At 60.7% G+C, this 15,217-nt stretch carries 14 protein-coding genes and 2 tRNA genes; 15 read left to right on the top strand and 1 reads right to left on the bottom strand.

Annotation, left to right across the window (positions count from 1 at the left end; genetic code table 11):
• Window positions 1-168 precede the first annotated feature (168 nt).
• From dnaJ to ABE528_RS06245, 6 genes are all read left to right on the top strand, one after another.
• A complete protein-coding gene (gene dnaJ, locus ABE528_RS06270; RefSeq protein ID WP_152955901.1) occupies window positions 169-1,287 on the top strand; it encodes a molecular chaperone DnaJ in 1,119 nt (372 codons plus the stop codon).
• A 14-nt stretch (window positions 1,288-1,301) separates the two neighbouring features.
• The gene (gene dapB, locus ABE528_RS06265) at window positions 1,302-2,105 is read left to right on the top strand and encodes a 4-hydroxy-tetrahydrodipicolinate reductase (protein WP_152955900.1); all 804 of its coding nucleotides are present in this window, start codon (window positions 1,302-1,304) and stop codon (window positions 2,103-2,105) included.
• 223 nt (window positions 2,106-2,328) lie between these two features.
• A complete protein-coding gene (carA, locus tag ABE528_RS06260; protein ID WP_003249935.1) occupies window positions 2,329-3,465 on the top strand; it encodes a glutamine-hydrolyzing carbamoyl-phosphate synthase small subunit in 1,137 nt (378 codons plus the stop codon).
• A 106-nt stretch (window positions 3,466-3,571) separates the two neighbouring features.
• The gene (carB, locus tag ABE528_RS06255) at window positions 3,572-6,793 is read left to right on the top strand and encodes a carbamoyl-phosphate synthase large subunit (protein WP_152955899.1); all 3,222 of its coding nucleotides are present in this window, start codon (window positions 3,572-3,574) and stop codon (window positions 6,791-6,793) included.
• A complete protein-coding gene (gene greA, locus ABE528_RS06250; RefSeq protein WP_152955898.1) occupies window positions 6,790-7,272 on the top strand; it encodes a transcription elongation factor GreA in 483 nt (160 codons plus the stop codon). The genes carB and greA overlap by 4 nt, the downstream gene beginning before the upstream one ends.
• Complete coding sequence (locus ABE528_RS06245; protein WP_079226471.1) at window positions 7,250-7,699, top strand: MFS transporter; 450 nt, start codon at window positions 7,250-7,252, stop codon at window positions 7,697-7,699. The genes greA and ABE528_RS06245 overlap by 23 nt, the downstream gene beginning before the upstream one ends.
• Before the next feature lie 12 nt (window positions 7,700-7,711).
• On the opposite strand, the gene yhbY is transcribed toward ABE528_RS06245, so the two are convergent.
• Window positions 7,712-8,020, bottom strand: coding sequence for a ribosome assembly RNA-binding protein YhbY (yhbY, locus tag ABE528_RS06240; RefSeq protein ID WP_027917692.1), 309 nt, complete (start codon window positions 8,018-8,020; stop codon window positions 7,712-7,714).
• A 102-nt stretch (window positions 8,021-8,122) separates the two neighbouring features.
• Here yhbY and rlmE point away from each other — a divergent pair, with 102 nt between their 5' ends.
• The 9 genes from rlmE (at window position 8,123) to rimP (ending at window position 15,170) form a co-directional block, all read left to right on the top strand.
• A complete protein-coding gene (gene rlmE / locus ABE528_RS06235) occupies window positions 8,123-8,749 on the top strand; it encodes a 23S rRNA (uridine(2552)-2'-O)-methyltransferase RlmE (RefSeq protein ID WP_060509365.1) in 627 nt (208 codons plus the stop codon).
• A 203-nt stretch (window positions 8,750-8,952) separates the two neighbouring features.
• Window positions 8,953-10,857, top strand: a complete 1,905-nt coding sequence (gene ftsH / locus ABE528_RS06230) for an ATP-dependent zinc metalloprotease FtsH (RefSeq protein WP_152955897.1) — start codon at window positions 8,953-8,955, stop codon at window positions 10,855-10,857.
• Between the two features lie 8 nt (window positions 10,858-10,865).
• Window positions 10,866-11,717, top strand: coding sequence for a dihydropteroate synthase (gene folP / locus ABE528_RS06225; protein WP_346652460.1), 852 nt, complete (start codon window positions 10,866-10,868; stop codon window positions 11,715-11,717).
• Window positions 11,718-11,733: 16 nt separating this feature from the next.
• A complete protein-coding gene (gene glmM / locus ABE528_RS06220) occupies window positions 11,734-13,074 on the top strand; it encodes a phosphoglucosamine mutase (RefSeq protein ID WP_346652459.1) in 1,341 nt (446 codons plus the stop codon).
• A 66-nt stretch (window positions 13,075-13,140) separates the two neighbouring features.
• Window positions 13,141-13,896 (top strand): triose-phosphate isomerase, encoded by a 756-nt coding sequence (tpiA, locus tag ABE528_RS06215; RefSeq protein ID WP_346652458.1) that lies wholly within the window; start codon window positions 13,141-13,143, stop codon window positions 13,894-13,896.
• A gap of 4 nt (window positions 13,897-13,900) precedes the next feature.
• Window positions 13,901-14,296, top strand: coding sequence for a preprotein translocase subunit SecG (gene secG, locus ABE528_RS06210; RefSeq protein ID WP_110639658.1), 396 nt, complete (start codon window positions 13,901-13,903; stop codon window positions 14,294-14,296).
• Window positions 14,297-14,316: 20 nt separating this feature from the next.
• A tRNA-Leu gene (locus ABE528_RS06205) sits at window positions 14,317-14,402 on the top strand.
• Between the two features lie 100 nt (window positions 14,403-14,502).
• Window positions 14,503-14,579, top strand: a tRNA-Met gene (locus ABE528_RS06200).
• Window positions 14,580-14,711: 132 nt separating this feature from the next.
• Window positions 14,712-15,170: a ribosome maturation factor RimP gene (rimP, locus tag ABE528_RS06195; protein WP_346652531.1), complete on the top strand. Its 459-nt coding sequence runs from the start codon at window positions 14,712-14,714 to the stop codon at window positions 15,168-15,170.
• Window positions 15,171-15,217 lie beyond the last annotated feature (47 nt).

Raw genomic sequence — 15,217 nt, 5'->3', positions numbered from 1 at the left:
CTTGTGCCGGTGAACTGGTAGGATGTCGCCGCGCGGGGGCTTGCTCCCGCGTTGGCGTATCTGGAATTCGAGATTTTTTACAGCATTTGTCCGGGCCATTCGTGGTGTGCAGGCAGGTGCTGATGGCGCGGCGCAGATGCCTGACGCCCCAAAAGGTGCAAATGACCTATGTCCAAGCGTGATTTTTATGAGGTCCTGGGTGTCGAGCGCGGCGCCAGCGAAGCTGACCTCAAGAAGGCCTATCGCCGCCTGGCGATGAAGTACCACCCGGACCGCAACCCGGGCGATAAAGAGTCGGAAGACAAGTTCAAGGAGGCCAACGAGGCCTATGAAGTGCTGTCTGATGCCAGCAAGCGTGCGGCGTTCGACCAGTACGGCCACGCTGGCGTCGACCCGAGCATGGGTGGCGGCGGTGCCGGCTTCGGCGGCGCCAACTTCTCCGATATCTTCGGCGACGTCTTCAGCGACTTCTTCGGTGGCGGTCGCGGCGGTGGACGCGGCGGTGCCCAGCGCGGTAGCGACCTGCGTTACACCCTGGAACTGAACCTGGAAGAAGCGGTGCGTGGTACCACGGTCAGCATCCGTGTGCCGACGCTGGTCAACTGCCAGCCGTGTGACGGTTCCGGTGCCAAGAAGGGTTCGACCCCGTCGACCTGTCCGACCTGCGGCGGCATCGGCCAGGTGCGCATGCAGCAAGGCTTCTTCTCGGTGCAGCAGACCTGCCCGCGCTGCCATGGCCAAGGCAAGATCATCACCGACCCATGCACCTCGTGCCATGGTGAAGGCCGTGTCGAGGAATACAAGACCCTGTCGGTCAAGGTACCGGCTGGTGTCGATACCGGCGACCGCATCCGCCTGTCCGGCGAGGGCGAGGCGGGCACCCATGGTGGGCCGACCGGCGATCTGTACGTTGTGATCAATGTGCGCGAGCACGAGATCTTCCAGCGTGATGGCAAGCACCTGTATTGCGAAGTGCCGATCAGCTACACCGACGCCGCCCTCGGTGGCGAGCTGGAAGTGCCGACCCTTGATGGTCGCGTGAAGCTGAAGATTCCGGAAGGCACCCAGACTGGCAAGCAGTTCCGTCTGCGCGGCAAGGGTGTTGCTCCGGTGCGCGGTGGTGGTGCCGGTGACCTGCTGTGCCGCGTGGCGGTAGAGACCCCGGTCAACCTGACCCGTCGCCAGCGCGAACTGCTCGAAGAGCTGCGCAGCTCGCTGGAAGGCGACAACTCGCCCAAGGCCAGTGGCTGGTTCGATGGCGTGAAGCGCTTCTTCGGTGATCTCTGACAAGGAACAAGGCTATGCGACGTATTGCAGTGATGGGCGCGGCGGGGCGGATGGGCAAGACCCTCATCGAAGCCGTTCAGCAAACCCCGGGTGCGGGGCTGACAGCGGCGATCGATCGTCCGGACAGCTCGCTGGTCGGGGCGGATGCCGGTGAACTGGCAGCGCTTGGTCGGATCGGCGTACTGCTGTCCGATGACCTGGCCAAGGTTGTCGACGAATTCGACGTGCTGATCGACTTCACCCACCCTTCGGTGACGCTGAAGAACCTGGCGTTCTGCCGCAAGCACGGCAAGGCGATGATCATCGGTACTACCGGTTTCTCCGTTGAGGAGAAGCAATTGCTCGCCGAGGCGGGCAAGGACATTCCGATCGTGTTCGCTGCCAACTTCAGCGTCGGTGTCAATCTCAGCCTCAAGCTGCTGGACATGGCGGCGCGGGTTTTGGGTGATGATGTCGACATCGAGATCATCGAGGCGCACCACCGGCACAAGGTCGATGCGCCGTCGGGTACCGCGCTGCGCATGGGTGAAGTGGTTGCCAATGCGCTGGGGCGCGACTTGCAGGAAGTGGCGGTGTATGGCCGTGAAGGCCAGACCGGCGCGCGTGATCGCAAGACCATCGGCTTCGCCACCGTGCGTGCCGGCGATGTGGTCGGTGACCACACCGTGCTGTTCGCCGCTGAAGGTGAGCGCCTGGAAATCACCCACAAGGCCTCCAGCCGCATGACCTTCGCCAAGGGCGCGGTGCGTGCGGCGCTGTGGCTGGATGGGCGCGAGCCGGGCCTGTACGACATGCAGGACGTGCTCGAGCTGCGCTGATCAGTTCGGGCCGCTGCGCCCTCTGTCGCAATCATGTGTTTTAGAGACACATATGCGGTAGACCGAAAACGCACTTTTCTGTAAGCTACAGCTTTAGTGTGTCCACTAAAAGCGCGCAGCGAATTGAATTCAGCACATGAAAGCGGGGTGACGTGTCCATACGTCACTCCGCTTTTTTGCAACCTGCGATCGCCCTTTCATGCTTGATTTACGGGAGGTCTTCTTGACAAAGCCAGCCATACTCGCCCTTGCCGACGGCAGTATTTTCCGCGGTGAAGCTATCGGTGCCGACGGTCAGACCGTTGGTGAGGTGGTATTCAACACCGCTATGACCGGCTACCAGGAAATCCTTACAGACCCTTCCTATGCGCAGCAAATCGTAACCCTGACCTACCCGCACATCGGCAACACCGGCACCACGCCGGAAGACGCCGAGTCGAACCGTGTCTGGTCCGCTGGCCTGGTCATCCGTGACCTGCCGCTGCTGGCCAGCAACTGGCGTAACACCCAGTCGCTGCCTGAGTACCTCAAGGCCAACAACGTCGTCGCCATCGCCGGCATCGACACCCGTCGCCTGACCCGTATCCTGCGCGAAAAAGGCGCTCAGAACGGCTGCATCCTGGCCGGTGACAACATCAGCGAAGAAGCCGCCATCGCTGCCGCCCGCGGCTTCCCAGGCCTGAAGGGCATGGACCTGGCCAAGGTCGTCTCCACCAAGGAGCGCTACGAGTGGCGCTCCAGCGTGTGGGAGCTGAAAACCGACAGCCACCCAACCATCGATGCTGCCGACCTGCCGTACCACGTGGTCGCCTTCGACTACGGCGTCAAGCTGAACATCCTGCGCATGCTGGTTGCCCGCGGCTGCCGCGTGACCGTGGTGCCTGCCCAGACCCCGGCCAGCGAAGTGCTGGCACTGAATCCGGACGGCGTGTTCCTGTCCAACGGCCCTGGTGATCCGGAGCCATGCGACTACGCGATCCAGGCGATCAAGGAAATCCTCGAAACCGAGATCCCGGTATTCGGCATCTGCCTCGGCCACCAGCTGCTGGCCCTGGCCTCCGGCGCCAAGACCGTGAAGATGGGTCATGGCCACCACGGTGCCAACCACCCGGTCCAGGATCTGGACACCGGCGTGGTCATGATCACCAGCCAGAACCACGGTTTCGCCGTTGACGAAGCCACCCTGCCGGGCAACGTCCGCGCCATCCACAAGTCGCTGTTCGACGGCACCCTGCAGGGTATCGAGCGCACCGACAAGAGCGCGTTCAGCTTCCAGGGTCACCCTGAAGCGAGCCCAGGCCCGACCGACGTCGCGCCACTGTTCGATCGTTTCACCGATGCCATGGCCAAGCGCCGCTGAGCATCCTGCATCAAGGCCCCGGGGCGGCTTGTGCCGCGCCCGGACGCGCCTGACCCAGATTGTTCAAGACGGCTTGCCGACTGACCCGCGGATTTGAGTGACAACCATGCCAAAACGTACAGACATCAAAAGCATCCTGATTCTCGGCGCTGGCCCGATCGTGATCGGCCAGGCCTGCGAATTCGACTACTCCGGCGCCCAGGCCTGTAAAGCCCTGCGTGAGGAAGGTTTCCGCGTCATCCTGGTGAACTCCAACCCGGCCACCATCATGACCGACCCGGCCATGGCCGACGCCACCTACATCGAGCCGATCAAGTGGCAGTCGGTGGCCAAGATCATTGAAAAAGAGCGCCCGGACGCGGTGCTGCCGACCATGGGTGGCCAGACTGCACTGAACTGCGCCCTGGACCTGGAGCGCCACGGCGTTCTGGAAAAGTTCGGCGTAGAGATGATCGGTGCCAACGCCGACACCATCGACAAGGCCGAAGACCGTTCGCGCTTCGACAAGGCCATGAAGGACATCGGCCTGGAGTGCCCGCGCTCCGGTATCGCCCACAGCATGGAAGAGGCCAATGCGGTCCTCGAGAAGCTCGGCTTCCCATGCATCATCCGTCCGTCGTTCACCATGGGCGGCACTGGCGGCGGTATCGCCTACAACCGTGAAGAATTCGAAGAAATCTGCACCCGTGGTCTGGACCTGTCGCCGACCAAGGAACTGCTGATCGACGAATCGCTGATCGGCTGGAAGGAATACGAGATGGAGGTGGTCCGTGACAAGAAGGACAACTGCATCATCGTCTGCTCCATCGAGAACTTCGACCCGATGGGCGTGCACACCGGTGACTCGATCACCGTGGCGCCGGCACAAACCCTGACCGACAAGGAATACCAGATCATGCGCAACGCCTCGCTGGCGGTGCTGCGTGAAATCGGTGTCGAAACCGGCGGTTCCAACGTGCAGTTCGGCATCTGCCCGAACACCGGCCGCATGGTCGTGATCGAGATGAACCCGCGCGTTTCGCGTTCGTCCGCCCTGGCTTCCAAGGCCACCGGCTTCCCGATCGCCAAGATCGCCGCCAAGCTGGCCATCGGTTACACCCTCGACGAACTGCAGAACGACATCACCGGCGGCCGCACCCCGGCGTCCTTCGAGCCTTCGATCGACTACGTCGTGACCAAGCTGCCACGCTTCGCCTTCGAGAAATTCCCGAAAGCCGACGCCCGCCTGACCACCCAGATGAAATCCGTGGGTGAAGTCATGGCCATCGGCCGTACCTTCCAGGAATCCCTGCAGAAAGCCCTGCGCGGCCTGGAAGTCGGAGCCTGCGGCCTCGACCCGAAAGTCGACCTGGCCAGCCCGGAAGCGGCCGGCATCCTCAAGCGTGAACTGACCGTGCCGGGTGCCGAGCGTATCTGGTACGTCGCCGACGCCATGCGTTCGGGCATGTCGTGTGAAGAAATCTTCGCGCTGACCGGCATCGACATGTGGTTCCTGGTGCAGATGGAAGACCTGATCAAGGAAGAAGAGAAGGTCAAGACCCTGGCCCTGTCGTCGATCGACAAGGACTACATGCTGCGCCTCAAGCGCAAGGGCTTCTCGGACCAGCGCCTGGCCAAGCTGCTCGGCATCACCGACAAGAACCTGCGTCGTCACCGCCACAAGCTGGAAGTGTTCCCGGTGTACAAGCGCGTCGACACCTGCGCCGCCGAGTTCGCCACCGACACCGCCTACCTGTACTCGACCTATGAGGAAGAGTGCGAGGCCAACCCGTCGACCCGCGACAAGATCATGATCCTGGGTGGCGGCCCGAACCGTATCGGCCAAGGTATCGAGTTCGACTACTGCTGCGTACACGCTGCTCTGGCGCTGCGTGAAGACGGTTACGAGACCATCATGGTCAACTGCAACCCGGAAACCGTCTCCACCGACTACGACACTTCCGACCGCCTGTACTTCGAGCCGCTGACCCTGGAAGACGTGCTGGAAGTCTGCCGCGTCGAGAAGCCGAAGGGCGTCATCGTTCACTATGGCGGCCAGACCCCGCTGAAACTGGCTCGCGCCCTGGAAGAAGCCGGCGTACCGATCATCGGTACCAGCCCGGACGCCATCGACCGTGCCGAAGACCGTGAGCGCTTCCAGCAGATGGTTCAGCGCCTGAACCTGCTGCAGCCGCCAAACGCCACCGTGCGCAGCGAAGACGAAGCCATCCGCGCTGCTGGCGGCATCGGTTATCCGCTGGTCGTGCGCCCATCCTATGTGCTGGGTGGCCGTGCCATGGAAATCGTCTACGAACTGGACGAACTCAAGCGCTACCTGCGTGAAGCCGTACAGGTTTCCAACGACAGCCCGGTACTGCTCGACCACTTCCTCAACTGCGCCATCGAGATGGACGTGGATGCGGTCTGCGACGGTACCGACGTGGTGATCGGCGCGATCATGCAGCACATCGAACAGGCCGGCGTTCACTCTGGTGACTCGGCGTGCTCGCTGCCACCTTACTCGCTGAGCAAGGAAGTGCAGGACGAAGTGCGCGTACAGGTATCGAAAATGGCCCTGGAGCTGGGCGTTGTCGGCCTGATGAACGTGCAGCTGGCCCTGCAGGGTGACAAGATCTACGTGATCGAAGTCAACCCGCGTGCCTCGCGTACCGTGCCGTTCGTGTCCAAGTGCATCGGCACCTCCCTGGCAATGATCGCTGCCCGCGTCATGGCCGGCAAAACCCTGAAAGAACTGGGCTTCACCCAGGAAATCATCCCGAACTTCTACAGCGTCAAGGAAGCCGTCTTCCCGTTCGCCAAGTTCCCAGGGGTTGACCCGATCCTCGGCCCTGAGATGAAATCGACCGGTGAAGTCATGGGTGTCGGCGACAGCTTCGGTGAAGCCTTCGCCAAAGCCCAGATGGGTGCCAGCGAAGTGCTGCCGACCGGCGGTACCGCGTTCATCAGCGTGCGTGACGACGACAAGCCACAAGTGGCTGGCGTTGCCCGCGACCTGATCGCCCTGGGCTTCGAAGTGGTTGCAACGGCAGGCACTGCCAAGGTCATCGAAGCGGCTGGCCTGAAAGTGCGCCGTGTGAACAAGGTGACCGAAGGTCGCCCGCACGTGGTCGACATGATCAAGAACGACGAAGTGTCGTTGATCATCAACACTACCGAAGGCCGCCAGTCGATCGCCGATTCCTACTCGATTCGTCGCAATGCGCTGCAGCACAAGATCTACTGCACCACTACCATTGCGGCCGGTGAAGCCATCTGCGAAGCGCTGAAATTTGGGCCTGAAAAGACCGTTCGTCGCTTGCAGGATCTGCACGCAGGACTCAAAGCATGAGCATTACCAAATACCCGATGACCGTCCAGGGCGCTCGCGCCCTGGAAGAAGAGCATCTGTTCCTGAGCAAGACCGAGCGCCCGCGCCTGAGCCAAGCCATTGGCGAAGCGCGTGAGCTGGGCGACCTCAAGGAAAACGCCGAATACCATGCCGCTCGTGAAGAGCAGGGCATGGTCGAGGCGCGCATCCGCGATATCGAAGGCCGTCTGCAGAACTCGGTGGTGATCGACGTCACCACCATCCCGCACACCGGCAAGGTGATTTTCGGCACCACCGTGTTGCTGGCCAACACCGAGACCGGTGACGAAGTGACCTACCAGATCGTCGGCGAAGATGAAGCTGACGTGAAAATAGGCAAGCTTTCGAGCAGTGCGCCGATCGCCCGTGCCATCATTGGCAAGGAAGAAGGTGACACCGTGGTGGTGAAGACGCCAAGCGGTACGGTCGAGTACGAGATTGTCGAAGTCAAACACATCTGACCGGCGCCTGCGGGCGCCATCCCTCGAGGGGATCCTCTGGCAGCTGGCCCAAGTTTTCTGGGTCGGTGGCCTGTGGGTGTTCCATGTGGGGCTGGTGCCGGCGCTGAAAGTCAGTGGCCTGGCACCTTTGCTGGTGCAGGACGTCGCCGGGCAGATCGACCGCTGGTTGATCGGCGTGGCATTGCTTGGCTTGTTGACCCAGCTGGCGGTGCTGGCAAGGGTGGACGGCCTGGCGGCCTGGTGGCGGCAGTTTCGCGGGCAGATGCTGTTGTTGGGCTTTGCGGCCTGCGTGGGGTATTACACCTTGCGCTATGGCATCTCGGTCGGCGAGCGCTGGCAGATGTTCTGTTTTCTCGTGTTGGGCTTCTCCGGCATCGTGCTGGTGGCCCAACCGGTCCCGGTCAGGGCGCGCCAGGCGCGCCACTGAGCGGAGCCACCGTCACTTGTAACGGTGGATGTTGGACAGCTGCTTGTTCGGCTGCGGATTCTTGCGATAGATCAGTGCCTTCTTGCCGATGGTCTGCACCAGTTCGGCACGGCCGGCCTTGCACAGTTCGGCAATGACGGCGGCGCGCTCTTCGCGATCTTCCGAGCGAATTTCGACCTTGATCAGTTCGTGATCGACCAGTGCACGCTCCAATTCGGCGATCACGCCTTCGTTCAAACCGTTGCCAGCAACGATCAGGACCGGCTTCAGGTCATGACCAATGGACTTGTATTGCTTCTTCTGCTCGTTATTGAGCGGCATAATCTGACCCTTTCCGTCTGATTCTGTAAAATTGACCGGCATTTTACCCGAGGGCCACCGGCTCCGCCCAGTCAATCACGACGCATATCATCGAGGTGCCCCGTGGTACAACGTTCCAAAAGCAGCGCAAACTGGCTGCGAGAGCATTTCAACGATCCTTTTGTGAAACAGGCACAGAAGGATGGCTACCGTTCGCGTGCGAGCTACAAGCTCCTTGAGATCCAGGAAAAGGACCGTCTGATCCGCCCTGGCATGAGTGTAATCGACCTCGGCGCGGCCCCGGGTGGCTGGTCACAGGTGACCAGTCGTCTGATTGGTGGCCAGGGCCGCCTGATCGCTTCTGACATCCTGGAAATGGACTCGATCCCGGATGTGACCTTCATTCAGGGCGACTTCACCGATGACGCGGTGCTCCAGCAGATTTTGCAGGCGGTCGGCGATTCGCACGTAGACCTTGTGATTTCCGACATGGCCCCCAATATGAGTGGTACGCCCGAAGTGGACATGCCGCGCGCCATGTTCCTTTGCGAGCTGGCCCTGGATCTGGCAACCCGCGTACTGAAGCCTGGCGGTGATTTCCTGATCAAGATTTTCCAGGGCGAAGGCTTCGATATGTACCTGAAGGACGTGCGCACCAAGTTCGACAAGGTACAAATGCGCAAGCCGTCCTCTTCGCGGGACCGTTCTCGCGAGCAGTACCTGTTGGGCAAAGGTTTCAAAGGCGTTTGAAAGGCGTGACACGTGGTGGCTGATAGTTATTTCCAATCGGCTGCCCCGTCTGGATCGTCCGAACTTCGTGTAGTCTAGGTTTCACAAAGGGTTACAGACGGTGCCTGCGGATGCGTAGGTAATGTAGTAAGTTAGGGCGATGAATATCATGCGAGGCACGGCTGCGTCGTGCGCCGGCCTCAGAGGGTAGCGAATTGAACGACATGGCAAAGAATCTGATCCTGTGGTTGATCATCGCAGCTGTCCTGGTGACAGTGATGAACAACTTCTCCAGCCCTAACGAGCCGCAGACCCTCAACTACTCCGACTTCATCCAGCAGGTCAAGGATGGCAAGGTCGAGCGTGTGACCGTCGACGGCTACATCATTACCGGCAAGCGCGCCGACGGGGACAACTTCAAGACCGTGCGTCCGGCCATCACCGACAATGGCCTGATCGGCGACCTGGTCGACAACCATGTGGTCGTAGAAGGCAAGCAGCCTGAACAGCAGAGCATCTGGACTCAGTTGCTGGTCGCGAGCTTCCCGATCCTGGTGATCATCGCCGTGTTCATGTTCTTCATGCGCCAGATGCAAGGTGGTGCAGGCGGCAAGGGCGGGCCGATGAGCTTCGGCAAGAGCAAGGCGCGCCTGCTGTCCGAAGACCAGGTCAAGACCACCCTGGCTGACGTCGCCGGTTGCGACGAGGCCAAGGAAGAGGTTGGTGAGCTGGTCGAATTCCTGCGTGACCCAGGCAAGTTCCAGCGCCTGGGTGGCCGCATCCCGCGTGGCGTGCTGATGGTCGGCCCGCCCGGTACCGGTAAGACCCTGCTGGCCAAGGCCATTGCAGGTGAAGCCAAGGTGCCGTTCTTCACCATTTCCGGTTCCGACTTCGTCGAGATGTTCGTCGGTGTCGGTGCCAGCCGTGTTCGTGACATGTTCGAACAGGCCAAGAAACACGCGCCGTGCATCATCTTCATTGACGAGATTGACGCCGTGGGTCGCCACCGCGGCGCCGGCATGGGTGGTGGTCACGACGAGCGCGAGCAGACCCTCAACCAGTTGCTGGTGGAAATGGATGGCTTCGAAATGAACGATGGCATCATCGTCATTGCCGCCACCAACCGCCCGGACGTGCTCGACCCTGCGCTGCTGCGCCCTGGTCGCTTCGACCGTCAGGTCGTGGTCGGCCTGCCGGATATCCGTGGGCGTGAGCAGATCCTCAAGGTACACATGCGCAAGGTGCCGGTCGGCGAAAACGTCAACCCGGCGGTCATTGCCCGTGGTACCCCGGGCTTCTCCGGTGCCGACCTGGCCAACCTGGTCAACGAGGCGTCGCTGTTCGCCGCCCGCTCCAACAAGCGCCTGGTCGAGATGAAAGAGTTCGAGCTGGCCAAGGACAAGATCATGATGGGCGCCGAGCGCAAGACCATGGTCATGTCCGAGAAGGAGAAAAGGAACACCGCCTATCACGAGGCCGGTCACGCTATTGTCGGTCGCCTGGTGCCTGAGCACGATCCGGTCTACAAGGTTTCGATCATCCCGCGTGGTCGTGCCCTGGGTGTCACCATGTTCCTGCCGGAAGAAGACCGCTACAGCCTGTCCAAGCGTGCGCTGATCAGCCAGATCTGCTCCCTGTACGGTGGCCGGATCGCCGAGGAGATGACCCTGGGCTTCGATGGCGTTACCACCGGTGCTTCCAACGACATCATGCGAGCCAGTCAGATCGCTCGTAACATGGTGACCAAGTGGGGCCTGTCGGAAAAGCTCGGTCCGCTGATGTATGCGGAAGAGGAGGGCGAGGTGTTCCTCGGTCGTAGTGCTGCCAGCCAGCACGCCAGCGTCTCCGGCGAGACGGCAAAGCTGATCGACTCCGAAGTGCGCAGCATCATCGATCAGTGCTATGCCACTGCCAAGCAGCTGCTGATCGACAATCGCGACAAGCTCGAGGCGATGACGGAAGCGCTGATGAAGTATGAGACCATCGATGCCGATCAGATTGACGACATCATGGCTGGCCGCACTCCGCGCGAACCCCGTGATTGGGATGACGACAAGGATTCGGGCACCCCGACTGCCCAGAATGATCGCCCGGAATCGCCAATCGGCGGCCCAGCGGCTCAACACTAAGGGCACTTATGAGCTCAGAGCTGTACCCGACCCGGTTGCCTTGCGGCAACCGGGTTCTTGATCTTTCCCGTACCCATGTCATGGGTATCCTGAATATCACTCCCGATTCCTTCTCCGACGGTGGCCGTTTCAGCCAGCGCGATGAAGCGTTGCGTCATGCCGAGGCGATGGTTGCGGCGGGCGCCACGCTGATCGATATCGGTGGTGAGTCGACTCGCCCCGGTGCGCGTGCAGTTTCCGTGACCGAAGAGTTGGAGCGCGTTGCGCCGATGGTCGAAGCCATCAACAGCCGTCTCGATGTGGTCATTTCGGTGGATACCTCAACGCCTGCGGTGATTCGCGAGTCGGCGCGGCTGGGTGCTGGCCTGATCAACGATGTGCGAGCCCTGGAGCGCGATGGCGCCCTGGATGCGGCGGCGGATACCGGCTTACCGGTATGCCTGATGCACATGCGTGGCGAGCCGGGGAACATGCAGGACGATCCGCATTACGAAGATGTGACTGCCGACGTAACGCGCTATCTTGAACAGCGGATGGCCGCCTGCGCAGCAGCGGGCATCCCTGCCGAACGAATCATTCTTGATCCAGGCTTCGGCTTCGCCAAGACACTGGCGCACAACCTCAGCCTGTTCAAGCACATGGAAGCGCTCTATCGCCTTGGGCGCCCACTACTGGTGGGCGTTTCGCGCAAGAGCATGATCGGCCTGACGCTGGATCGTCCGGTCGGTGAGCGACTGTACGGCAGCCTCGCGCTGGCGGCTCTGGCCATGACCAAGGGGGCCAGTATCCTGCGCGTCCATGATGTGGCCGAGACTGTCGATGTGGTGCGCATGATTGCCGCGGTACAGAACGCCGAATAAGAACATTGGAGTCCCTATGAGCAGAAAATACTTTGGTACCGACGGCATCCGTGGCCGCGTCGGCGAATTTCCGATCACCCCGGACTTCATGCTGAAGTTGGGCTGGGCTGCCGGCATGGCCTTCCGCAAGCAGGGCCATTGCCGCGTGCTGGTGGGCAAGGACACGCGTATTTCCGGTTACATGTTCGAGTCTGCGCTCGAAGCCGGCTTGTCTGCAGCGGGGGCTGATGTGATGCTGCTCGGGCCGATGCCGACGCCGGCCATCGCTTACCTGACCCGCACCTTCCATGCCGAGGCTGGCATCGTCATCAGTGCTTCGCACAACCCGCACGACGACAACGGCATCAAGTTCTTCTCCGGCCAGGGCACCAAGCTGCCCGACGAAGTCGAGCTGATGATCGAGGAGTTGCTCGATCAGCCAATGACCGTGGTCGAGTCGAGCAAGCTGGGCAAGGTTTCCCGTATCAACGATGCGGCTGGTCGCTATATCGAATTCTGCAAAAGCAGCGTGCCGAGCAGCACCAGCTTCGACGGGCTCAAGCTGGTGGTCGACTGCGCCCACGGTGCCACCTACAAGGTTGCCCCGAGCGTATTCCGCGAGCTTGGTGCCGATGTGACCGTGCTGCATGCACAGCCGGATGGCCTGAACATCAATGAGGGCTGCGGTTCGACCCACATCGAATCGTTGCAGGCTGCCGTGCTGGTGGGGCATGCCGACTTGGGCATTGCCTTCGACGGCGATGGTGACCGGGTATTGATGGTCGATCACACCGGGGCCATCGTCGATGGCGATGAGCTGCTGTTCATCATCGCTCGTGACCTGCATGAGCGCGGCAAGCTGCAAGGCGGCGTAGTTGGCACGTTGATGAGCAACCTGGGCCTGGAGCTTGCGCTCAAGGACCTGGACATTCCGTTCGTGCGGGCCAAGGTCGGCGATCGCTATGTGATGGCCGAGTTGCTCGAGCGCGACTGGCTGCTGGGTGGTGAGAACTCGGGGCACGTCGTGTGCTGCAACCACACCACTACCGGTGATGCGATCATTGCCGCGCTGCAGGTGCTGATGGCGCTCAAACGCCGCGGCGAGACCCTGGCGCAGGCGCGTCAGGCCCTGCGCAAATGCCCGCAGGTGCTGATCAACGTGCGTTTCGGTGCTAGCAAGGTTGATCCCCTGGCGCATCCGGCCGTCAAGGAAGCCAGTGCCAAGGTCACTGAGGCCATGGCTGGGCGTGGGCGTGTGCTGCTGCGCAAGTCCGGCACCGAGCCTTTGGTGCGGGTGATGGTCGAAGGTGACGACGAAAACCAGGTGCGTGGCCATGCCGAAACCCTGGCCAAGCTGGTCGCAGAAGTTTGTGCCTGAAAGAGGCTTGCCAGCGCAGATCGGGTTGGGTAAGATCTGCGCCCACTTTGACCGACGAGGTAAAGCATGCGTCGCCCTATGGTAGCTGGTAACTGGAAGATGCACGGTACCCGCGCCAGCGTCGCTGAGCTGATCCTGGGCCTGGGCAACATGCCGGTGCCAAATGGTGTTGAAGTCGCAGTGTTCCCGCCAACGCTGTTCATCAATCAAGTGGTTGATGGGCTGAAGGGCAAGGGGATCACTGTCGGAGCACAGAATTCTGCGGTAAAGCCCGAAGAGGGCGCGCTGACCGGTGAAGTTGCACCAAGTCAGTTGGTTGAAGCGGGTTGCAAGTTGGTCTTGATTGGCCACTCCGAGCGTCGCCAGATCATCGGCGAAAGTGAAGAAGTGCTGAAAGAGAAGTTTGCAGCCGCTCAACTTAGTGGTTTAATGCCGGTGCTCTGCGTAGGGGAGACTCTCGAAGAGCGCGAGGCAGGCAAGACACTCGAAGTTGTCGGGGGTCAACTAAGCAGTATCATCGACGCGTTCGGTGTTAAGGCTTTTGCCAATGCTGTAATCGCCTATGAGCCGGTTTGGGCCATTGGCACAGGTTTGACGGCTTCGCCTCAGCAGGCTCAGGATGTGCATGCAGCCATCCGTGCTCAGTTGGCGGCCGAAGACGCCGAAGTTGCCGCGAATGTGCAGCTTCTCTACGGCGGCAGCGTGAAGGCGGCCAATGCGGCCGAACTGTTCGGCATGCCGGATATCGATGGGGGGCTCATTGGTGGAGCGTCCCTGAACGCAGACGAATTCGGTGCAATTTGTCGCGCCGCAGGAAACTGAACAAATGCTGGAAACAGTTATCGTTGTTTTTCATCTGTTGGCAGCGCTTTCGCTGGTAGTGCTGGTTCTGCTTCAACAGGGTAAAGGTGCGGAAGCAGGTGCATCTTTCGGCGCGGGTGCCTCTAATACCGTGTTCGGGAGCCAAGGCTCTGCAACGTTCCTGAGTAAATTGACTGCAATACTCGCTGCCACTTTCTTTTTGACAGCACTTGGGTTAGGATACTTCGCGAAGCAACAAGCTCACCAGCTTAGCCAAGCAGGTCTTCCAGATCCAGCAGTGCTTGAAGTGAAAGAGCCGCAGAAACCGGCAGTTAATGATGATGTACCGGTGCTCCAGGAGCAGAAGAGTGACACCGCCCCTAAAGGTGATGTTCCTCCTCCAGCCGAAGAGCAGAAGTAACGGGTTTCAAATGTAGTATTGCCGAGGTGGTGGAATTGGTAGACACGCAACCTTGAGGTGGTTGTGCCCATAGGGTGTAGGGGTTCGAGTCCCCTTCTCGGTACCAATTGAAGCTTGAGAGCCCGCTTTAGCGGGCTTTCTTGCAGGTGAAGGTTTGGGTTTGACCCATAAGCAGGTTAAGTCTTATACTTTCGCCCCAGCTTTGTCGCGGGGTGGAGCAGCTTGGTAGCTCGTCGGGCTCATAACCCGAAGGTCGTTGGTTCAAATCCAGCCCCCGCAACCAGCTTCAGCGGAGCCCCTTTTCAGGGGCTTTTTGCTAGCCGAACAAAATTTACGGCGTCGTTGTCCTACGGCGCTTTCAGGGATGGGCGCTTCGCCCATTTTTTATTTGCACAGCATGCACGAGGGGGTTCAGGTGTCGAGCAAGCTAGAACAGTTGCAGGCCTTGTTGGCCCCGGTGGTCGAGGGTCTGGGCTATCAGTGCTGGGGGATCGAATTCGTATCCCAGGGTAAGCATTCGGTACTGCGCATCTATATCGACAAGAAAGACGGCATCCTGGTGGACGACTGCGAAGCAGTCAGCCGTCAGGCCAGCGCGATCCTCGATGTGGAAGATCCGATCAGCAGCGAATACACCCTTGAGGTCTCCTCTCCAGGCATGGATCGCCCACTGTTCACTCTGGAACAGTTTGCCTCGCATGCCGGCGAACAAGTGAAGATCAAGCTGCGTTCACCCTTCGAGGGTCGTCGTAACTTCCAGGGCCTTCTCCGCGGTGTGGAGGATCAGGATGTGGTGGTCCAGGTGGATAACCAAGAGTTCCTGCTGCCGATCGACTCGATCGACAAGGCCAATATTATTCCCAGTTTTGACTGAGACGTGCCGGGCCCGGCGGACTATCCGGGCCCAATGGCTTGCGCAAG

The sequence above is a fragment of the Pseudomonas sp. TWI628 genome, from assembly GCF_039673865.1.
Lineage (GTDB): Bacteria > Pseudomonadota > Gammaproteobacteria > Pseudomonadales > Pseudomonadaceae > Aquipseudomonas.
This window is presented reverse-complemented; position numbering and strand designations above follow the sequence as displayed.